Origin of the sequence: Calothrix anomala FACHB-343, assembly GCF_014696435.1 — a bacterium.
Classification (GTDB): domain Bacteria; phylum Cyanobacteriota; class Cyanobacteriia; order Cyanobacteriales; family Nostocaceae; genus Aulosira; species Aulosira anomala_A.
In genome coordinates this window covers 1-17,852 of sequence record NZ_JACJQG010000116.1, presented here as the reverse complement: position 1 = coordinate 17,852, position 17,852 = coordinate 1, and the positions used below count along the sequence as shown (strand labels likewise).

Genomic DNA, 17,852 nt, shown 5'->3' with positions numbered 1-17,852 from the left:
GCAATTTAAACCCCTTAATCAATGTTTGAATTTTGGCTGTCGCCATCCAACGACTTCAGCCACATACTCTTGTTGGGTTTTAGCCAAAGTTTGATTTTCAAGTTAGAAGGTAAACGTAAAATCCTCATTGGTGCATTTTTTGGCTTAACTCCCAGAAGCGCAACTTTGGATCGGGTGCAGGATAAATGGGAATCAGAAAGTGGTGGGTTTACTTGTCCTTACCTGCGGTGTCCCAGATGCGAGGGTGCGCTATCTTGGCGACGGGCTGATGTGGAAGCTGGTAGAGAAAAACTTTCTTGTCTCAACCCATCCTGCGGTGCTGTTATCCAAGAAGATGAAGTTATTCTGACACGCGATCGCATGGCGAAAACTCCCCCAGACCTGGTTTTTACCAGCACAGAAATGCTCAATCGGTCTATGGGAGACTCCCGTTACAGTCATGTATTTGGCATCGCGGCGGCGAAAAAGCCTCAGATAGTTTTGTTGGATGAGGTGCATACTTATACAGGTATCCACGGCGCACAAGTTGCTTACCTGCTGCGGCGTTGGCAGAGAATCATTAACAAGAAAGTCCAATTTACTGGGCTTTCGGCAACTCTAGAAAGTGCGGCAGAATTTTTCAGTCAACTTACAGGTTTAAACCCTGGTTCAGTGGAAGAAATTTCTCCTGGCGAAGACCAAATTGCTGAGGGGATGGAGTATCAATTGGTTCTTAGGGGCGACCCCGTATCAGGGACAAGTCTTTTATCTACTAGCATCCAAACGGCGATGCTGCTGCGGCGTGTACTCGACCCATCTGAAGACCCCCCTAGCAAAGGTTTCTATGGTTCCCGTGTTTTCGCCTTCACTGATGACTTAGATGTTACCAATCGCTTATTCCATAATCTTTTGGATGCTGAAGGTCGAGACAGTTGGGGCCGTCCCTTGCGGGGACGACAGCCATTAGCAGCTTTGCGATCGCATGGTGCAGCTAATGGTAGAGAAAGGCTGATTGCCGCACAATCCTGGCTGTTATCTGAAGAAATCGGTCATGGCTTGGAACTACCTTTAAGTATTGGGCGCACCAGTTCCCAAGATACCGGAGTTACCCCAAATGCAGATGTAATTGTTGCTACTGCATCTCTAGAAGTGGGATTTAACGACCCAGAAGTTGGAGGTGTCATCCAGCACAAAGCACCGCGAGATATGGCATCTTTCTTGCAAAGGAAGGGACGGGCGGGACGACGCAGAACTATGCGACCTTGGACAGTGGTGGTGCTTTCTGATTACGGACGCGATCGCATTGCCTATCAAGGCTACGATATGCTGTTTAACCCAGTTTTAGAAAAGCGATCGCTTCCCATTGCCAACCGCTATGTTATCCGCATTCAAGCGGTTTTCGCCTTTATGGATTGGGTTGGACAGCAATTAGCTGCAACTAAAGGAAGTGTCTGGAGAGACTTTGCTAGTACCGATTTCTACTTAATTAACCGTCAGCGACTAGAAATAGAACTAATCAAAAATATTCTCGAAACAGAAGCAGGACAACGTAACTTAGAGACATATCTACAATCAGCACTACACCTGACCAAAGATGAAGTCGAAGCAATTCTTTGGGAACCGCCCAGGTCATTAATGATGGCGGTGCTTCCTACTTTGCTACGGCGTTTAGAGTCTGGTTGGAAGCGCCTTCCGATTCATCCAGATGAATCAGACCAAGACTATCAAACCCGTGACCCGTTACCTGATTTTGTTACCCCGAACTTATTTAGTGACCTGCTGTTGCCAGAAGTAACGATTACTACACCACCACAAACGCACCACAGCGAGCCAGATGTTAATTCTATGCCAATTGTCCAAGCCTTGAAAACCTTTACCCCAGGCAGGGCGACGCGCCGTTTCGGGGTGCAGCATATTTATGCAACCCACTGGATTGCTCCGTCAGATTTGCAACAAAGAGAACAAGAATTACCCATAGAAGATTATTGTGCTGAGTTTGAAGAAGCAGGGTATTTTCAATTTTGGCAAGATGGGCAAATTGTAGATATTCGCTGCATTCGCCCTTGGGCAATAAATCCTACCCAAGTTCCTGCCGATATTTCAATTACCTCTAACGCCCAATTGGAATGGCGCAGTCAAATCATACCACCCGACTTGGGAATAAAACTCGAACTGCCTCAAGGTTCCCCCTGGTGCAAAATTATCACAGAAGTTTGTTGCTTTACTCACACTCAACAATCGCCTCTGGAAGTGCGGCGGTTTGCGATCGCATCCCATGCGAACATCCGCTTCCAAAACGGTCAGGAACTTGATACAACAATTCGCTTCACCCAGAAACAGGATGGTAGTCCGGCGGCGGTGGGATTTGCCCAATCTGTTGACGGTCTAGTATTTCGCTTTCGGATTCCGCATAATTTTAGTATTAGTCCCAGGGATGCCAATCAAGATAAGATTCGGGCGTTTCGCACGGCATATTTCCGCTATCGGGTATTGACAGATGAGAGATTGTGTGGATTAACAAATGTCTTTCAACGGGAATGGCTTTATCAAATATATATATCGATGCTTACCGACCGCGCCTTAACAGCCCAAATCTCCCTACATGAAGCTTTTGAGGTGCTTTTGGGGGAAAATATAGGTCAAGAAATGGCAAGGGTTCTGGACAATATCTTCCAAACCTTGAACGTTGAGGAAACCTTACTGGAAGAAGGGGAGTCTGCACCGGAACAAATTCAGGGACGGCAGAGGGTACATGATAGATTGCTAGCACTTGGCAACGCAGACATCATCCAAACTATATTAAATGACCTGACATCGATTCTCTGGTCAGAACCTGATGAGGAGTGGCATTCTTGGGCAGCTTTACGTTTTAAAGCGACCTTGGGAGGGGCATTACTGGATGCTTGCGGACAATTGTGTCCTCATTTTGACTTGGGCGACCTGATTTTAGATATCGATCCTGGCCCGCGTCCACCAGATGCACCTGCTATTTTCGAGGGACTAGAAGAAATTTGGATAACTGAATCTACGATTGGTGGCGGCGGGGTGATTGAGGAAATCTTGCGGCGTTATGCTGCTGACCCAGCGAATTTTTTCCGCTTGGCGGGGAGTGCATTGTCACCTGGGGATTTTGAGATTGTGGACTCGGAACTGACGCGGTTACTGGAGTTAACCCAAACTAGCGCAGATGTTACCGATGCAATGGCAGATGTGCGGTTCGCCGCAGGATATGGTGAATTAAAACAAGCAAGCGATCGCCTCCGCAAAGTCCTGTCCTCTGAGGGGATTTTGGTAACGCATCCGGTGATGACTGCAATTAACGCAAGGGTTTTGCGTCCTGGAAGTACCCCAGAAACCGATAAACTGCTGCTGGATTTGATTCGTTTGTGGCATCAGGAAGAAGCGCGTTTAGGTATTGAAATTGATGCCAGGGTGTTTGCCCATGTCGCCAGCAACTATGACCAATTGGATCGGGCGTTGTTGCATCTTGGTTTAGTGCAGCCTAATCCCTATTGGCGGTTTCAAGTGATTTATGGGCTGTTGTGGGCAAGGGGAAATATTATTCGTTCCCGTGCTTTATCTTCCTATAATCCGTTTGCTGTGATTCCCGAAGCAGATAGAGAAATTTTACTGGATGTTTTGCAAGTGGGCGATCGCACAGTTTGGTTGGATGAACCCAACTGGCGAGAACAGGTGGAGGAAGCCTTTAAGCAAGGTGCATCGGTTTCGCTGATAGCGCGTCCTGACGCGAGAGAAAATTTGAAGTTAGCAATTTTGAGTTTGGCTGTTGAACCTATGGAACTTGGGTTTTTGCAGGTTTACCCTTTGGTTGAGGCGGTGCAGAGGTATCCGCAGGGGTTTGGGGTTAGGCTACGGGTGCGAGAAACGGTGCAGTAAAATTAACATTTTTTAAACAAAAAGTTAAAAACATCTTGTTTTGGGGTATGTTTAAAACGAGTGTTTAAAAGTTAAACTAGTTTTTAAACAAAACATCGCTGTATTTCGATGGAGTACAAAACCTTTTATGGCTAGTGGATTTACTAGACAAGAAACCATCGCTTTAACTGGCATAAGCTCTGGCAGACTAAGCTATTTAGACAGAACGGAGTTGGTAGTGCCAGAAAAGTTTGGTAATCCTCAGCACCCTAAAGTCGTTTATAAGTGGCAGCAAATTCTAGAAATAAAAACTATTGAAAGTTTAAGACAGAAGCTTTCATTACAAGAAATCAGAAAAGTTTTACTTTTTTTACAATTAAGAAATTATGAATATTCTTTTTTTAAACATCGTCTGGTTTTTGTTAATTCCCAACTTTATTTAATTGAAGATATGCAAGATTTTGGTTTGATGGTTTTAGAAACTTCTGGAAAAAATCAGGGACAAGTTGTAATTAATGAAATTGGAGCAATTGGAGATGTAATTACAGAATTAGCCAGAGAAGCAGAGAAACATCATGTTTTAGATTTTGATAAACGAACAGGAATAGTTTTGAAGGGGTAAAAGAAATACATATAAGAATCACAAGGAGCAACCAGTAATGAGTTCTAATAAAGCTGTAAATAAAATATACCAGCGAGTAATGGCACATACTGGCTTCTATCGTGATGGTGTGCCGACTACAGGAGTTACAGAAGCGGAAGATATTCGCAATAATAACCAGTATTTAGAAAAGCGCATTAAATATAGTGCTGTAATTGATACAGAACAAATTAATGCTACAGCAATCTATGAATTGTCTGGTTCACCTTGTATTTATTTTACTCAATTAAAAGAACCTAACCCTAGAAAGTTAGCTAAACTACATAAACTGTCTTGGAATCATGGTTTGGCTCCGATGTTGTGGGTGATTACACCTGATGAGGTATTACTTTATAATTGTTATTCTCAACCCACAGAACAAGATGAAAATGATCCAAACCGACATTTAATCGAGAGCTTTGAAACTACTGAAAGCGACTTGAACCGTATGAATCAATTCGCTAGTCGTCTGCAAATTGAATCAGGTGAGTTTTGGCAGTGGGAAAAAGCAAAGCAAATTGACCGTCAACAAAGAGTAGATTCAGTTCTTGTAAGAGATTTAAATGAGGCTGAAGAGAAATTAACAAAAGAAAAAAAATTAGAGCGTCAATTTGCTCATGCTATTTTAATACGTTCTGTTTTTGTTGCTTATCTGCAAGATAGAGATATTTTAAATCAAGAATTTTTCTCTAGCCGCTTTGGAGTAGATTCATTTAATGAACTCCTAAATGATAAACTAGCGACTTATGAGTTATTTGAGTGGTTGCAAACGATTTTTAATGGGGATTTATTTCCTGTATCAATAAAAGAAAGAGATGCTGTAGCTAAAAAACATCTTGAAGTTGCACAAAGTTTAATAGGTGGTGTAGAAGAAATAGCAACAGGTCAACAACGTCTATGGCGGGCTTATGATTTCAAAGTCATACCTATAGAATTAATTAGTTCAATTTATGAAAGTTTTATTTATGCTACTGATTCCAAATCAGCAAAAGAAAATAGTACCCATTATACACCTATAAATTTAGTTGATTTAGTACTTTCTGAAGTATTTAAAGAACTTGATGGTAATGCTAAAGTTCTAGATTTTGCTTGTGGCTCAGGTGTATTTTTAGTTGAATCTTTGCGGAGATTAGTTGTTAAACGCTGGGCTAATGGAGAAACACCAACTCGTCATCTAATTCGTGAAACTCTCTACAATCAAATTTATGGTGTAGATATTAATCCAGAAGCAGTTCAGATTGCGGCTTTTAGTCTTTACCTTACTGCTTTGGAATTAGATTATGAATTAGAGCAACATCGTCAATTAACAAATGATTTAAAATTTCAAAAGCTGATAGGTAAGAATTTATTTGCTAGTGACGCATTTGATGAAAAAGCAGAATTTAATCAAATAGAACAATTTGCACATAAACAATTTACTGCAATCGTTGGTAATCCACCTTGGACAAAACCTAAATCTAATAAATCAGCAGAAGAATACTGTAAGCTTAAGCGTCCTGATTCGGGTTATCCAGATGGATATCCTACAGCTTATGGTACACCTCCAGACCAAGCATTTTTATGGCGTATTGGCGACTTTGCTAATGATAAAACTTGCATTGGTTTAATTTTGCATGGTAAGCCTTTTTTTAGCAATGACACAGCAGCCAAAAAAGCAAAAAAATCTCTGTTGATGAGATATAAACCAAAAGTCATAGTAAATCTATCTAAGCTCTACAGAGATAATTTATTCCCTAACTCTGAAGCTCCACCAATCATTTTAATAGCAGAAGGTAAACCTTCAGAACAAAGAGATTCCTTTTACTTTGTATGTCCAGAACGTTCTATAGATTTCCGACGACATGGCATTGTTGAAATTGGAACAGAGCATATTAAAAAACTACCAGTTTTTAGCACAGCTTGCGACTCAGATATGCTGAAAGTTGCTACTTGGGGTAGTGCTAGAGATATACGTCTGCTCCAAAAATTGGGAAATTTTCCAAACATTGAACAAGTTGTAGGAAATCCACCTAAGAATGGATTTAAGTATGGACATCATCGTAAAGTTCCGGCAGAATTGATGGACAAAAAATGTCTAGCTTCTAGCAAAATGCCTAGATATCAAATTGATTTAAACGAACTAGACTTACCACCTGCAACAATGGAGTCGCCAAGGGATTCGCAAATTTATAAAGCTCCATTGGTTATAATTTCACAAAGTATTGATGGGAATGAGGCATTTTCTGCTTTTAGTCAAGAAGATATTGTTTACACACAAAGGTATTCAGGTATTTCTTTTGCAAAAAATAAAGTCTACTTAGCTCACTACTTAAACGGTATTATAAATTCTTCAATAACCAGTTATTTTTTATTCTTAACAGCTTCTTCATGGGGTATTGAGCGCAAGGAAATAAAAACACAAGATTTAGAACGTCTTCGTGTTCCTAAACAAAATAAAGAAAACGAAATATTTATTAATCAAATTATTGAAATAGAAGGTAGATTGCGTGAATCTTCCAGTAAATCTGTTGAGAAAGATTTAAAAACACAACTTGATGAAGCTGTATTTAATCTCTACGGTTTAGATGATCAAGAACGTATTTTAATTGAGGATACTACGCAAATCACGATTGATTGGTATATGAATCGTGAGAAATCTACAGCATTAAGAAGACCTCAAACTGCTGATTTAGAAGCGTATGCTATACAATTCATGAGTGTTATTAAACCTTTTCTTCAAACACTTAACGAAAGAAGTATAGTTGCTGAGATATTGAGTATTCCTAAAGCACCATTACAGGTGGTTAAATTTAGCATAGTACCATATCCAGGTCGTGAGCCAGTTATACAAACTGTTCAGGCTGAGGATTTGGTGACTGTGCTGAAAAGCATTGCAAGACAACTACCGCCACAATTGGCTGACCGCGTTTTTACGCGCCGAAATGCCAGAATCCATATCGGTGAAAATTTGTATATTATTAAACCTGCTCAACTGCGTTACTGGACTCGTTCTGCTGGGTTGAATGATGCTGATACTGTTTTAGCTGAACATTTTAGGAATCGTTAAATTATGTTGCCATTGGATGATTCAGGTGCTGTTGGACAACCATCATTTATTAAACGAAAAGACATTATTGCCACAGTATTTGATATTATCCAAGCAGCTTGGATTCAAGTATGCCAAAAACCAGAAATTAATACTCAATGTGATGAAGATACTATTGCTGGAGCATTACATAATGAGATGTGGGCTGAAAAGGAACGCCGGGGTATACATGGGCCACCAAGAATTGAGAATGAAGCAGCAACAAGACGTTCTGATAAGAGCCTGAAGCCAGATGGTTTTATAGATTTTAAAATGATTTATTCATGGAATATTGAAGATTACTTTGGTATAGAGTGTAAACGAGTCAGCAGTACAGACCAAGATAGGTACCTGGCAACAGATTATATCAAAAAAGGTGTGATCCGCTTTGTCAATGGTACTTACAGCATAGGTCATGACTATGCAGCAATGCTAGGTTTTGTTATTGATGGTAAGGTTCCTCAGTGTATTGATTTGATTTGCGATCGCCTGAATAAATATAAAGGTGATATATGTTTGAAAGAAGATTGGATTGATGAGCCTGGTTTTGGAAAAACACCAAATTTATATCGTACTCGTCATCTTCAATACGGTCAAAAGGATTTAATGACCATTCTCCATTTATTTCTTATAGTTAATTAAATTTTTATCCTTAAGAATCTCCTCAAATTTAATAAATTAAATGCCTTCCCGCTATATTCACTCCCGCCTAAGTTCCCGCCAAATCCCTGACTTACTCCAAACAATCTTCGTCGCCGAACTTATCACCCCCAGCCAGTGTGTGTGGCTTGTTTCTCCGTGGATATCTGACATCCCTGTTATCGATAACACCGCCAACACCTTCCTATGCTTAGAACCCTCATGGAGTCGTTCCCGCATTCGCCTCTCCCAAGTCCTCGCCACCCTAGCCGAACGGGGAACGACTGTACACATTGCTACCCGTCCCGACTCTCACAACCACAGATTTATTGAACAAATCAAAGGCAAAACTGACTATCAGGACGTTCCCGTGCGATTCCACATTACCGAAGAACTCCACGCAAAAGGTATCCTGGGAGATGGGTATTATCTTGCAGGTTCAATGAACTTCACCTACAACGGTATTACAATCAATGAGGAAGTTGTAACTTATGAAACATCCCCAGAAGCGATCGCCGAACAACAGGTGATTTTTACTAACCGTTGGGGAGGGGTGGAACCATGAGCAATCCTAGCAATACTGATGTTCGCCGCTTTCTAGAGCAGTTCTTTAGCACAGGTAATCAATTAGACCTGGCAAAAATTGAACGCGGTGAAGGAAGTCATGCAAAAATTCGTCCTTGGGTGGAACGACTGACCCAAGCCGAACCTCAACCAACTGTTCTCCCCCGTTGGCATGAAGAACGTGTAGATTGGTATGGAATAGCTCAAAGCGATCGCCAACTACGCTCTTTGAGTGAAGAATTGATGGCATTCGTTGGCCCCTCCTATTCTACATTCAGGGGACAGAGAGCGCAACTAAACTTACAAGACCCTGTAGAATTAGCAGTTTATGAATTTACTGGCGGTGCAGTAGTCAAATTAAGCGGACAGGCGACTACTATTTGGGAAGCACTAGAACGGATGCGCCGAGTGAGTGAGAGACTGGTGAAACGAATCGCAGATATTCCCCGTCCCACAGGTCGCGTACTGCGGGACTTTTACATGGCACTGCAAGCAGGCGATCGCATTTCTGCGGAAAACTCACTACAATACCTTGTAGACCAGCATCGCTTGGATGCGCTGAATCTGCTGTTCCTGCGGGTGCAACTCTTAGCAGAACTGGAGCAATGGAATGAGTTGCTTACCCTCCCAGAACTAGGCAATCTTTTGCAGGTTCGCCGACCCTTTGCAGTTACCCAAGCCTTACTTAGAGCAGTGTACCGCACTGAATTGCAACATTTTGAGGACAATAATGCCCCCGGCAGTGCTGTAGTCTATTTCCAAGAAGTAGTTTTCCCCCGTTACCACAATCTTTTTGCAGTCCGCGCAGGCAGTAAAATCCCGGAAGTGCTGAAATTATTTATGCTGCTGGCGGTGGGTGGAAAACCAGCAAAACCAGCACTTAGAGATGAACTGCTAGCAATTGGGGAAGTTGAGGAAACTCACCGCAGCTATTTGCAAAGGTTAGCTGCACTGTTAAAAGATGCTACCCCAGACAGCAAAGGCGAACCCTTGCAACAAGCCGAACAGCTATCTAAAAACGGAGACTTCGACCAAGCCTTTTCATTGCTTTGTCATGTTCCGTCGTCGAAAGAGAAAGTTCGCCTGCTCCTCCAATGCGCCTACGAGTTGCAAACTTTAGCAGTCGAAAAAGCTGCATTGTCAGCCTTCCACGAGTTAACTGCTGACGAGCAAACAGCCTTGCTGAAGGTACGCTGGAACCAAGATTTTCTGACTCAACTACGGGGAAGCCAGGAAGGTACAATTGAAAATACCCCAACAGCTTTATCTGTCCCATCAAATTGGCTGGAATGGTTATTGCAACTGGACAAAGAGCCAAGCTGGGAACGAGCTTTACATACTGCACGCCAGGGTTCTGCCGAGTGGGATGTCACTAGCTTGCTTACACAACCACAGGCAGTGGCAGAATTTTACGAATTGTTAAATAAAGTCGGCTCAACAGCTGAATCTGTTCTGCACGATGCGCTTCCCTACTTGCTGGCGTTTTTTCAAAAAGATGAGCAATTTCCCCGTGGCGAGTTTCTCACCCTTTATCACTCGCTGCTAGAACTGCTAGTTCTGAGTACAGAGGGTGGGGATGTTGATTTGGTTTTATTCAATGATTTAGCGATCGCTCTTTTAACTTTGGGAGTCAATACAGCAAAATATACAGAGATTGTAGACTATGCTTTGGAGCTTTGGGACAGGTTCGCCTCACCCAAAAAGGTTGATTGGGTGCTTGACTTTATTGATGTATTAGTATCATACCCTTGCCCAGTCCAACAAAAGCGCGAACAACTTTTATTTGCTGCGGCTGAAACCCTACGCCGCTTTACAGAACGTATTGATGAAGTGCAAAGGGGAATCTTTCGCGCTTTAGTGAAAGATTTACAGTTAGACGAATCGCTTTCAGATTTGCTTGGCGAACAAGCGAGTTTAGTCGAGCAAAATCTGGAAGTTGAAGCCAATATTTTGCTAAAACTCAAGAATAAATCTGTTCTTATTTACACTCTCACAGAAACCGCAGCAATCAGAGTCAAAAGTATTTTAGAAGCAGCTTGTAAAGAAGTGACAGTTTATCTCAGCCATGACAAAGGAGGTAATGATAGGCTGCGTCAGTGGGTGAGAAATTCTGACATTATTGTGATGGTGACAGCTAGTGCTAAACACGCAGCCACAGGTTTTATTGAAGCGAATCGTCCATCACATCTTGCGCCGATTCTTTTAGTTAATAGTAAAGGTAGTGCAAGTATGCTGCGTGCTATACGGGAGTATTTAGCTAAGTGAGGAATCAAGAGGTAAGAATAGGTTGTCTTCGATAAGTGCGCGGACTTCGGGAGATACATTGCAACCGTTATTTAGGCAATCTAAAAGCAGATTATTAGCATCATAATACTGCTTGAGCAACTTTTTTTGCTTATCACTAAACTGCCAATCATAACCTATATTACTATATTTTATACTTGCGGCTCTCATTTTTTCAATCCAAGATTGACCTTCAGCTTGCCACCATTCCTGATAATATATTTCCCAAGTATCCATCCAATCAGGCAATAGCTCTTTCAGTTCTTGTAGACTTTGCTTGAACTTAGGATCAATGTCAAGTCCCATTATGGTATCAATATCCTGACTCAGACATAAGGAAGTGTTGTCAACTTCGTCGTACTCAAGTTCATATTCTAAAGTACCGTTAAAAACACTAAAGAGGGTGACAGCATCATTAATTACACAGTTTAAGTTTAGTTCCAGCTTTAGTCCTAGTTCATTGGCAAGATAAATATAAGAGCTAGATTCAATTTCTAAGTTCTCAATTTCAAATTCACTTAATTTATCCATTTCAGCATCTATAAAAAAATCAACATAAAGACTAATATAAAATAAACGAGCCTTGACTTTATTTGAAATAAAATTTGAGGATTTATGGTAAACCCAATATAAGAAAATCTGTAATTTCTTTTCTGAATTTAATAATAAATCAATTTTATTTTCCATTATCCATAACAATTCCTCTGCTGACTGCATGAGCGCAGATACTAGCAAAAATACTTCTCGCCAACGTTTATCAGTAACGTGTTTAAATAAATTTGAATATATTAGTTGAGAATCTACGAATTCTTCAGCAGTTAAATACTCTTGAAATATTTGATGCGAAAAAAAATATATTCGCCAATTTGTCTTGATTAACAGTCCCGATAAAAACTCAATATCAGATAATGTGCTAGGGCTGTTTTCAATTAATGGCAAAATTTCATCTTCTTCAAAATAAGATTTACCCTTCTCAAATGTAATAGCAGCTATCCTTCGCAGAGCCTTTCTCAACTCTGGCATATCTAAATTAACACGGGCATTAAATTGATTCCATTTTTCAAACAGTAGGTTTATTCCTTCTTTGTAAACGTCAATTCTTTTAGCAGGTAAATCTCCTCTTTCTTTAAAAATTAAACAAATGAGGTGAAGTAGCAATGGTGTATCAGCTAGTTCTAGTATGCGTTGATTTTCCTCTAATTTCAGCTTTGTAATTAAATCATTTGCTAATATTTCTTTACGTATGTGCGTAGTTTCCTGACTCTCTGTAAACCAATTTTTGATAAATTCTTCTATTTGTAGTTGTTCAAAATCTGCTACTTTACATAAACTAAAATTACCAAAGGCTTTAGATTTATAAGTTTGATGCTCTTTTAGCCAAGGTTCTCAAACTGATAAAAATAGGTATGAGCTTGGATTGAAAATCAACCTCATCACAGTGAACAGCTATATATTGTAGTAAGGTAGTTTTACCTACACCTGGTTTACCTAACACCATCAACTTAGGATTTCTCCGCACTACCTCTTCCCATAATCGCCGTTCTTGACTAAATTCCTCTTTGCTAAACTGTTGCGATTCATTAAGCTTAGTCTGCACATAAATTTGGCTGAGATTCCCCTGCATAGGAGAATAGAGCAAATTGAAAGTACACAAGGTTTCGCATTCGTTTTGTATCGTTTTGTCGAAATGCGATCGCACTTTCTGCACCAATATTTCTATATCCTGTGAAATAGGGTTGGCAATGTCTAACGATAAGCCACTCTGCATCAATGCACGCTCATCTTTCACAGATTTAGATAAATTCTTTTTATACCCTGCTCCTTCCAGCCATCCAGGGATATCTCTCCAGTTTTTTAGACTATTTGCAGGTTTTCGGGTAAGCTGTTCAACATATCGGTATATTGTATTACACAAATCTGCATCTAAGCCCCTAGCAGATTTATGTAACTTTTCGGCAATTTCACCAGGACTGTAGCCACAAAGTAATCCACACAGATGTTGCTTCTCCTTCTCCGTGAGTTCTGGTTTCTTGTGAGGTGCAAACTCTCGTTTAGCAACGGCTAAGGCTGAGTACAGGCTTGATAATTCCCAATCTATTGCAGCATCAGCGAAGAACTCTTCGCGTGGAGTATTTGCCATCATTACAGCTATGTCAACTTCCTAACAATAAATCCTAACTAACTTCCTAACCAATGTTGAGAAACCACTAGATATTTATCAGCGAAACTATAGATGTAGTCGTTTAAAGGGTTAACTCTGAAAAATATGAAAAAACATCAAGCAAATTTTCAGCAATTATCTCTGTCCATTGATAAACCAATCTCTGCTTTGCTCAAAGACCTTAGAATGTCTCGCAATCCACTAGTTATCGATGCAACTAAAAAACTTGAAGAAGGCTTACATCTTCTGCAATATGTTCAAGATAAGGGAGTAGTCAAATCCAAGACAGCCAAGATAGCTATTTACGAATTGCTGTCCAAGTTTTAAAGAAACTCGCACTCTCAGCATAAAGTGAATATCTTACTTGCTCTCATTTACAAAAAATGGCGTAAATTAAAATACATATTATGCTGAGATAATACCGACAAATTCACGCAAAACCCGATGGCAAGCATCAACATTTGTCTTTGTGTTGGAAATGATTGGTTCTCCACTTGCACCAACTTGGGTTACTCCTCGTTCTCGCCACAACTGGGAGTCGCGCTGCCAATCTATTTCTTGCAGTCTACTCAACCACTTAACCAAATTTTCCGCCGGAACTCTTTCTAATAACAAATCATGAGCTAACATACCTAAGGCTTGAAAAACAACAGCGCTGACTGCTAGTAACTTCTGTCTCTGGGTAGCGCGTTCCTGTTTATTCATAATCCTCCAAGGATCGTTAGGGATAATGCTTGCTGTTGCTGCCCAAAAGGTTGTCGCCCAATCAATCAGAGATTCCAAATCGGTTTGAGATTTTAAATTGGGGAACATCCGTTGAGTAGCGGTGACTAATGTTGATAAGGTGAGTAACTTAGGATTGTGCTTACCCAAGCCGTTTTCCACTGTTTCTACATTGTCACGAAACTGAGGAACTCGGCAGATCAAGTCCTTGGCGATTAAAACCGTGGGCGATCGCTTGTCAAAGGCATGGGATAGCGACACACTTGGTCGTTGAACTAATAGGTTTTGGTCGCGGAAAGCTTGGCGTTCCTCTTCTAATGACAGTCCTGCATATATCAACACGCCAATTTCTAACTGTGAAAGGATAATGGCATACTCTGATTCTTGCACCTGAATATCTTGCAATGCTTGGCGAATGCCATAGCATCTGTGCTGACCGTCGGTTAAGCGCAAACTAACCGAATGGTAAGGAAGGTAGATATTACCGTCTCTGTAAGTTGGCGACGGTTGGACATTAACGCAAATTGGTGGAAAAAATGTAGTTCCATCTTGGTAAGTCTCTAGGATATATCGGGCTATTGCTTTAACCCGTGTCACGTTAAGTTTGCGTTGGGCAAAGTCCGGTAAATCTGGGATATTCGGTATATATAGATGACCGTCATTCAGCAATCGTGCAACATCTCCAAATGTGATGCTGGCGACATAACTCATATGCTCGCACGCCTGACCGCGTTGTACAGGCACGCCTTTAATAACCAATTCAAACATTACTTTGCTTTACCTGTAGGTTAACTTAAATTTCCTAACCTTGCATACAAGCATACATGGTAGCAGAAATTATGTCTGTGTATTTATGCTGGGGTGAGATATGTAGCAGCAGTAAAACCATTGCCTCACCAAGCACGGATTCCAGATGAAATTTATGCCCAGTTGTACACAATTAGACACTCATGCGAGCAAATGCTTGCTCCCAATCGAACCAGTGATGCCCCAAGTTTACAAGACATCGTAAACGTAGCTCTGAAGCGACTGATTAAAGATTGGCAAGACGAAAACAAGCAAAATTTGCTACAAGAAGAACTTCTTGAACAGCGCAGGACTGCCCGTTCAAATATGGGTCGGAGAAAAAGTGAGGACACCTAATAAGCGTGCAAAATGCTTGGTAACGCAGGAGAGCTCGTTCAAAAAAATATGGGCAGAAAAAAATTGACGCTAGCTAAAGCGTTGTCATCTGATGTGAAATTAGCCAATTCTAGCTTACTAGGTTCATCTACCTTAGAGTCCAAAAACCATGAGCTTAGACCTTGACACAATAAAACGCCTAGCTGATGAAGTTCTGACCTTTATTGAACAACGTGAAGCAGAACAAGTTGCCTACGGTATTTACGATGTAACAATGGCAGGGGTTGAAGTAATTGATAATTTTCAACCCTCCGAAGACATTGAGTTAACTCCTCAAGAAAAACCAGAAGCACTCAGAAAAGCTTTAGAGCAACTAGCAAATGACTTGCAAATTATCCGCTTTAACCAAGAAGAGTCTCCTGATGGCTGGATTTTTCGCAGTCGAATCGCAGAAACTGTAAGGTTGCTATCAAAACTCCGTCAAAGAATTGTTAGAGAAAACAACCTCAAAGTAGCGCACCGCATCAGCAATAGCAAGCGTTTAGTGGCAGATATTAAGTTTAGTGTCGCTTCTCGTCGCGTACCTCGAAGGAACATAGCAGTACAAAGCTGCATGACACCTTTACTTAGTGGTGATACAGAGCAACAGCGAACAGCAAACCTAATTTTAGAGGTAATTGACACCTATCTCCCGAAGCTACGCCAGATGAGTGGCTTCCAAAAACGAACTTTAGAAAGAATTCTCGAAGCAATCGAGTTACAAGCACAAGAAGGTATCGAGAAAGGCGTTGTAGTTACTGCTAGCACAGGAGCCGGTAAAACCTACGCCTTCTTTTTACCCGTACTCGCCAAGATGGTGCTAGAACGTTGCTTGCGCGGGCGAGAAGGGGTTAAAGCGATTTGCATTTACCCACGGGTTGCACTGTCGGAAAATCAACTTACTGATTTTATTGAAGTATTATTTTATCTCAACCAAGTCCTAGCAAAGTACAATCTTCCACAACTGACAATTGGGGTAGAAAGTGGTGCAGCAGTTTATCAAATCCGAGACTTTCAAGATATCACTGTGGATCGCCAACAAAAACTCTCTAAGCAACGAGGCTGGACTTTTAGCGAAGAATATACAGGTTATCTATCACCTTTTGCTTACTGTGTAGGTACAGATGGTAAAGCTTGCAAAACAGATAAACAACGATTACTTGTGCGTCCCACAAACCCACAAACCTTGATTTGTCCTATCTGTGACAAGCAATATCCGTTTATCCAGTTTGCCAGGGAGGATGTCATGGCAAAGCATCCACCTGATTTGCTCATCGCCACGACAGAATCACTTCATCGACGGCTGTTATCCACGAAATATCAATACCTGTTTGGTAATGACAAATTTTGTGCGCCAACGGTAGTGATGTTAGACGAAATTCACCTACAAACTTCAACTGCTGGGACTCAAGTAGCGCTTCTCCTGCGACGGTTAATGGCAAGGATTCGTTTGGGTAAGCAGCATCGCAACGAACAAAGCAATTTAGCATTTGTAGGATTAAGTGCCACTATTTCAGAGCCAATTGAATTTCTGTCGGAGTTATCTGGTATACCTGCTCCTCGCATTAAACGGGTATACCCTCAAGATAATGAAATGCAGACGATTGGTGCCGAACGCTATATATTTGTTCGGGCTGAGGATAACGAAGATACTGCTGTAATTTCAACTTTAATTCAAACAGCAATGTGCGTACTGCACACAATGCCACAACCATCGACAAGTTCAGACCTAAAGCGCTACCGAACATTTGGCTTTGTCCAGTCTTTAGACATTGCAGGTCGCTGGTTATACCAGATGGAAGATGCAGAGAAAATAAAACCAGAACAACGCAGAGAAAGAGAAAGATATAAATCGCAAAAAACGCCTCTTGACCAAAGGCAAATCAGGTACATTCCACTATATGCGTATCGATATCCACCATTTAATCGGCTACTTTTTCCTAACTTCTTTGGTGCCAATTTTAGTTGTAACTGTAATTGCCATAACAGTAAAATTCCAGATTTAAATTGTCCATATTTCCAAGCAGGAGAGTGCTGGTGGGTACTCAGCCAGAAAGATAAGGCACGTCAAGAATCTCTAAATATTATACGGAAAACAGGGAGCGATCGCTCAATTACTATCGAGCCTGATGATGACTTAATAATTACAACGACTGCCTTAGAAGTAGGTTACGATGACGAAGCATTAATGTGTGTTTTACAATATACAGCACCAGCAAATGTCGCTAGTTTTGTACAGCGTAAAGGTCGGGGAGGGCGGAAAGTTGGCACACGACCGATTGTAGTTACAGTACTCAGCCCCTATAAATCTACTGTTTTGTTTTTGTTTCGTAACGAACACATACTTACAGACCCTACTTTCCAAAAACTTCCTCTTAATTCCCAAAACCGATACCTGCAAAGAATTCATGGGTTTTACGCCTTCTTTGATTGGTTAGTAACCCGTGCAAGTTATGCAGGAATTGACCTTGAACTCGACAATTTATCTAGGCAGGGGTATGAGTATTTAATGGAGCAAAGTGTAGATTTGGGAGTATTGCTGGAATTTAAAGATTATCTCAAACAAACTTTTGCAATCCTAGACGATGCCATAAAACAGGTACTTGACGATGAGTCAGAAGGATTTTTGTGTCAAATTTTCTACGAAGGCTTAATCAGGACTTACGCAACTGGCACAGGCGATCGCCTACGGCACTCTTGCCGAATCCCCAAAAACTAAACGATAAACATGGGAACATCTGGACGTTTTAGCTGCTGAATTA

11 protein-coding genes are annotated in these 17,852 nt (G+C 41.1%); 8 read left to right on the top strand and 3 right to left on the bottom strand.

The window, feature by feature from the left end:
• The first annotated feature begins 21 nt into the window (after window positions 1–21).
• From dpdJ to dpdD, 6 genes are all read left to right on the top strand, one after another.
• A complete protein-coding gene (dpdJ, locus tag H6G08_RS35810; protein WP_190551903.1) occupies window positions 22–3,876 on the top strand; it encodes a protein DpdJ in 3,855 nt (1,284 codons plus the stop codon).
• Between the two features lie 127 nt (window positions 3,877–4,003).
• Complete coding sequence (locus tag H6G08_RS35805; protein ID WP_045871522.1) at window positions 4,004–4,477, top strand: hypothetical protein; 474 nt, start codon at window positions 4,004–4,006, stop codon at window positions 4,475–4,477.
• A 37-nt stretch (window positions 4,478–4,514) separates the two neighbouring features.
• The gene (locus H6G08_RS35800; RefSeq protein WP_190551901.1) at window positions 4,515–7,541 is read left to right on the top strand and encodes an HsdM family class I SAM-dependent methyltransferase; all 3,027 of its coding nucleotides are present in this window, start codon (window positions 4,515–4,517) and stop codon (window positions 7,539–7,541) included.
• Between the two features lie 3 nt (window positions 7,542–7,544).
• Window positions 7,545–8,201 carry a hypothetical protein gene (locus H6G08_RS35795; protein ID WP_190551899.1) on the top strand — a complete coding sequence of 219 codons (657 nt, stop codon included), beginning with the start codon at window positions 7,545–7,547 and terminating at the stop codon, window positions 8,199–8,201.
• A gap of 40 nt (window positions 8,202–8,241) precedes the next feature.
• Window positions 8,242–8,763 (top strand): phospholipase D-like domain-containing protein DpdK, encoded by a 522-nt coding sequence (gene dpdK / locus H6G08_RS35790; RefSeq protein WP_190551897.1) that lies wholly within the window; start codon window positions 8,242–8,244, stop codon window positions 8,761–8,763.
• Window positions 8,760–11,027 carry a protein DpdD gene (gene dpdD, locus H6G08_RS35785; protein ID WP_190551895.1) on the top strand — a complete coding sequence of 756 codons (2,268 nt, stop codon included), beginning with the start codon at window positions 8,760–8,762 and terminating at the stop codon, window positions 11,025–11,027. The genes dpdK and dpdD overlap by 4 nt, the downstream gene beginning before the upstream one ends.
• On the opposite strand, the gene H6G08_RS35780 is transcribed toward dpdD, so the two are convergent.
• Together H6G08_RS35780 and H6G08_RS35775 are read right to left on the bottom strand one after the other, a co-directional pair.
• Window positions 11,016–12,203, bottom strand: a complete 1,188-nt coding sequence (locus tag H6G08_RS35780; protein ID WP_190551893.1) for an NACHT domain-containing protein — start codon at window positions 12,201–12,203, stop codon at window positions 11,016–11,018. The genes dpdD and H6G08_RS35780 overlap by 12 nt on opposite strands.
• Window positions 12,204–12,399: 196 nt before the next feature.
• Window positions 12,400–13,185 carry a hypothetical protein gene (locus H6G08_RS35775; protein ID WP_190551891.1) on the bottom strand — a complete coding sequence of 262 codons (786 nt, stop codon included), beginning with the start codon at window positions 13,183–13,185 and terminating at the stop codon, window positions 12,400–12,402.
• A 126-nt stretch (window positions 13,186–13,311) separates the two neighbouring features.
• Here H6G08_RS35775 and H6G08_RS35770 point away from each other — a divergent pair, with 126 nt between their 5' ends.
• A complete protein-coding gene (locus H6G08_RS35770; protein ID WP_190551889.1) occupies window positions 13,312–13,533 on the top strand; it encodes a hypothetical protein in 222 nt (73 codons plus the stop codon).
• A gap of 78 nt (window positions 13,534–13,611) precedes the next feature.
• On the opposite strand, the gene H6G08_RS35765 is transcribed toward H6G08_RS35770, so the two are convergent.
• Window positions 13,612–14,697 (bottom strand): DNA sulfur modification protein DndB, encoded by a 1,086-nt coding sequence (locus tag H6G08_RS35765; protein WP_190551887.1) that lies wholly within the window; start codon window positions 14,695–14,697, stop codon window positions 13,612–13,614.
• A gap of 523 nt (window positions 14,698–15,220) precedes the next feature.
• Between H6G08_RS35765 and H6G08_RS35760 the strand changes: the two genes are divergently transcribed.
• Window positions 15,221–17,809: a DEAD/DEAH box helicase gene (locus tag H6G08_RS35760; RefSeq protein WP_190551885.1), complete on the top strand. Its 2,589-nt coding sequence runs from the start codon at window positions 15,221–15,223 to the stop codon at window positions 17,807–17,809.
• Window positions 17,810–17,852: the final 43 nt, after the last annotated feature.

What these genes read in the sequence shown, in the direction of transcription:
- H6G08_RS35805 (WP_045871522.1), top strand. Translation starts at nt 4,004, where the DNA reads ATGGCTAGTGGATTTACTAGACAAGAAACCATCGCTTTAACTGGCATA.
- H6G08_RS35800 (WP_190551901.1), top strand. Translation starts at nt 4,515, where the DNA reads ATGAGTTCTAATAAAGCTGTAAATAAAATATACCAGCGAGTAATGGCA.
- dpdJ (WP_190551903.1), top strand. Translation starts at nt 22, where the DNA reads ATGTTTGAATTTTGGCTGTCGCCATCCAACGACTTCAGCCACATACTC.
- H6G08_RS35760 (WP_190551885.1), top strand. Translation starts at nt 15,221, where the DNA reads ATGAGCTTAGACCTTGACACAATAAAACGCCTAGCTGATGAAGTTCTG.
- H6G08_RS35775 (WP_190551891.1), bottom strand. Translation starts at nt 13,185, where the DNA reads ATGGCAAATACTCCACGCGAAGAGTTCTTCGCTGATGCTGCAATAGAT.
- H6G08_RS35770 (WP_190551889.1), top strand. Translation starts at nt 13,312, where the DNA reads ATGAAAAAACATCAAGCAAATTTTCAGCAATTATCTCTGTCCATTGAT.
- H6G08_RS35795 (WP_190551899.1), top strand. Translation starts at nt 7,545, where the DNA reads ATGTTGCCATTGGATGATTCAGGTGCTGTTGGACAACCATCATTTATT.
- H6G08_RS35765 (WP_190551887.1), bottom strand. Translation starts at nt 14,697, where the DNA reads ATGTTTGAATTGGTTATTAAAGGCGTGCCTGTACAACGCGGTCAGGCG.
- dpdD (WP_190551895.1), top strand. Translation starts at nt 8,760, where the DNA reads ATGAGCAATCCTAGCAATACTGATGTTCGCCGCTTTCTAGAGCAGTTC.
- dpdK (WP_190551897.1), top strand. Translation starts at nt 8,242, where the DNA reads ATGCCTTCCCGCTATATTCACTCCCGCCTAAGTTCCCGCCAAATCCCT.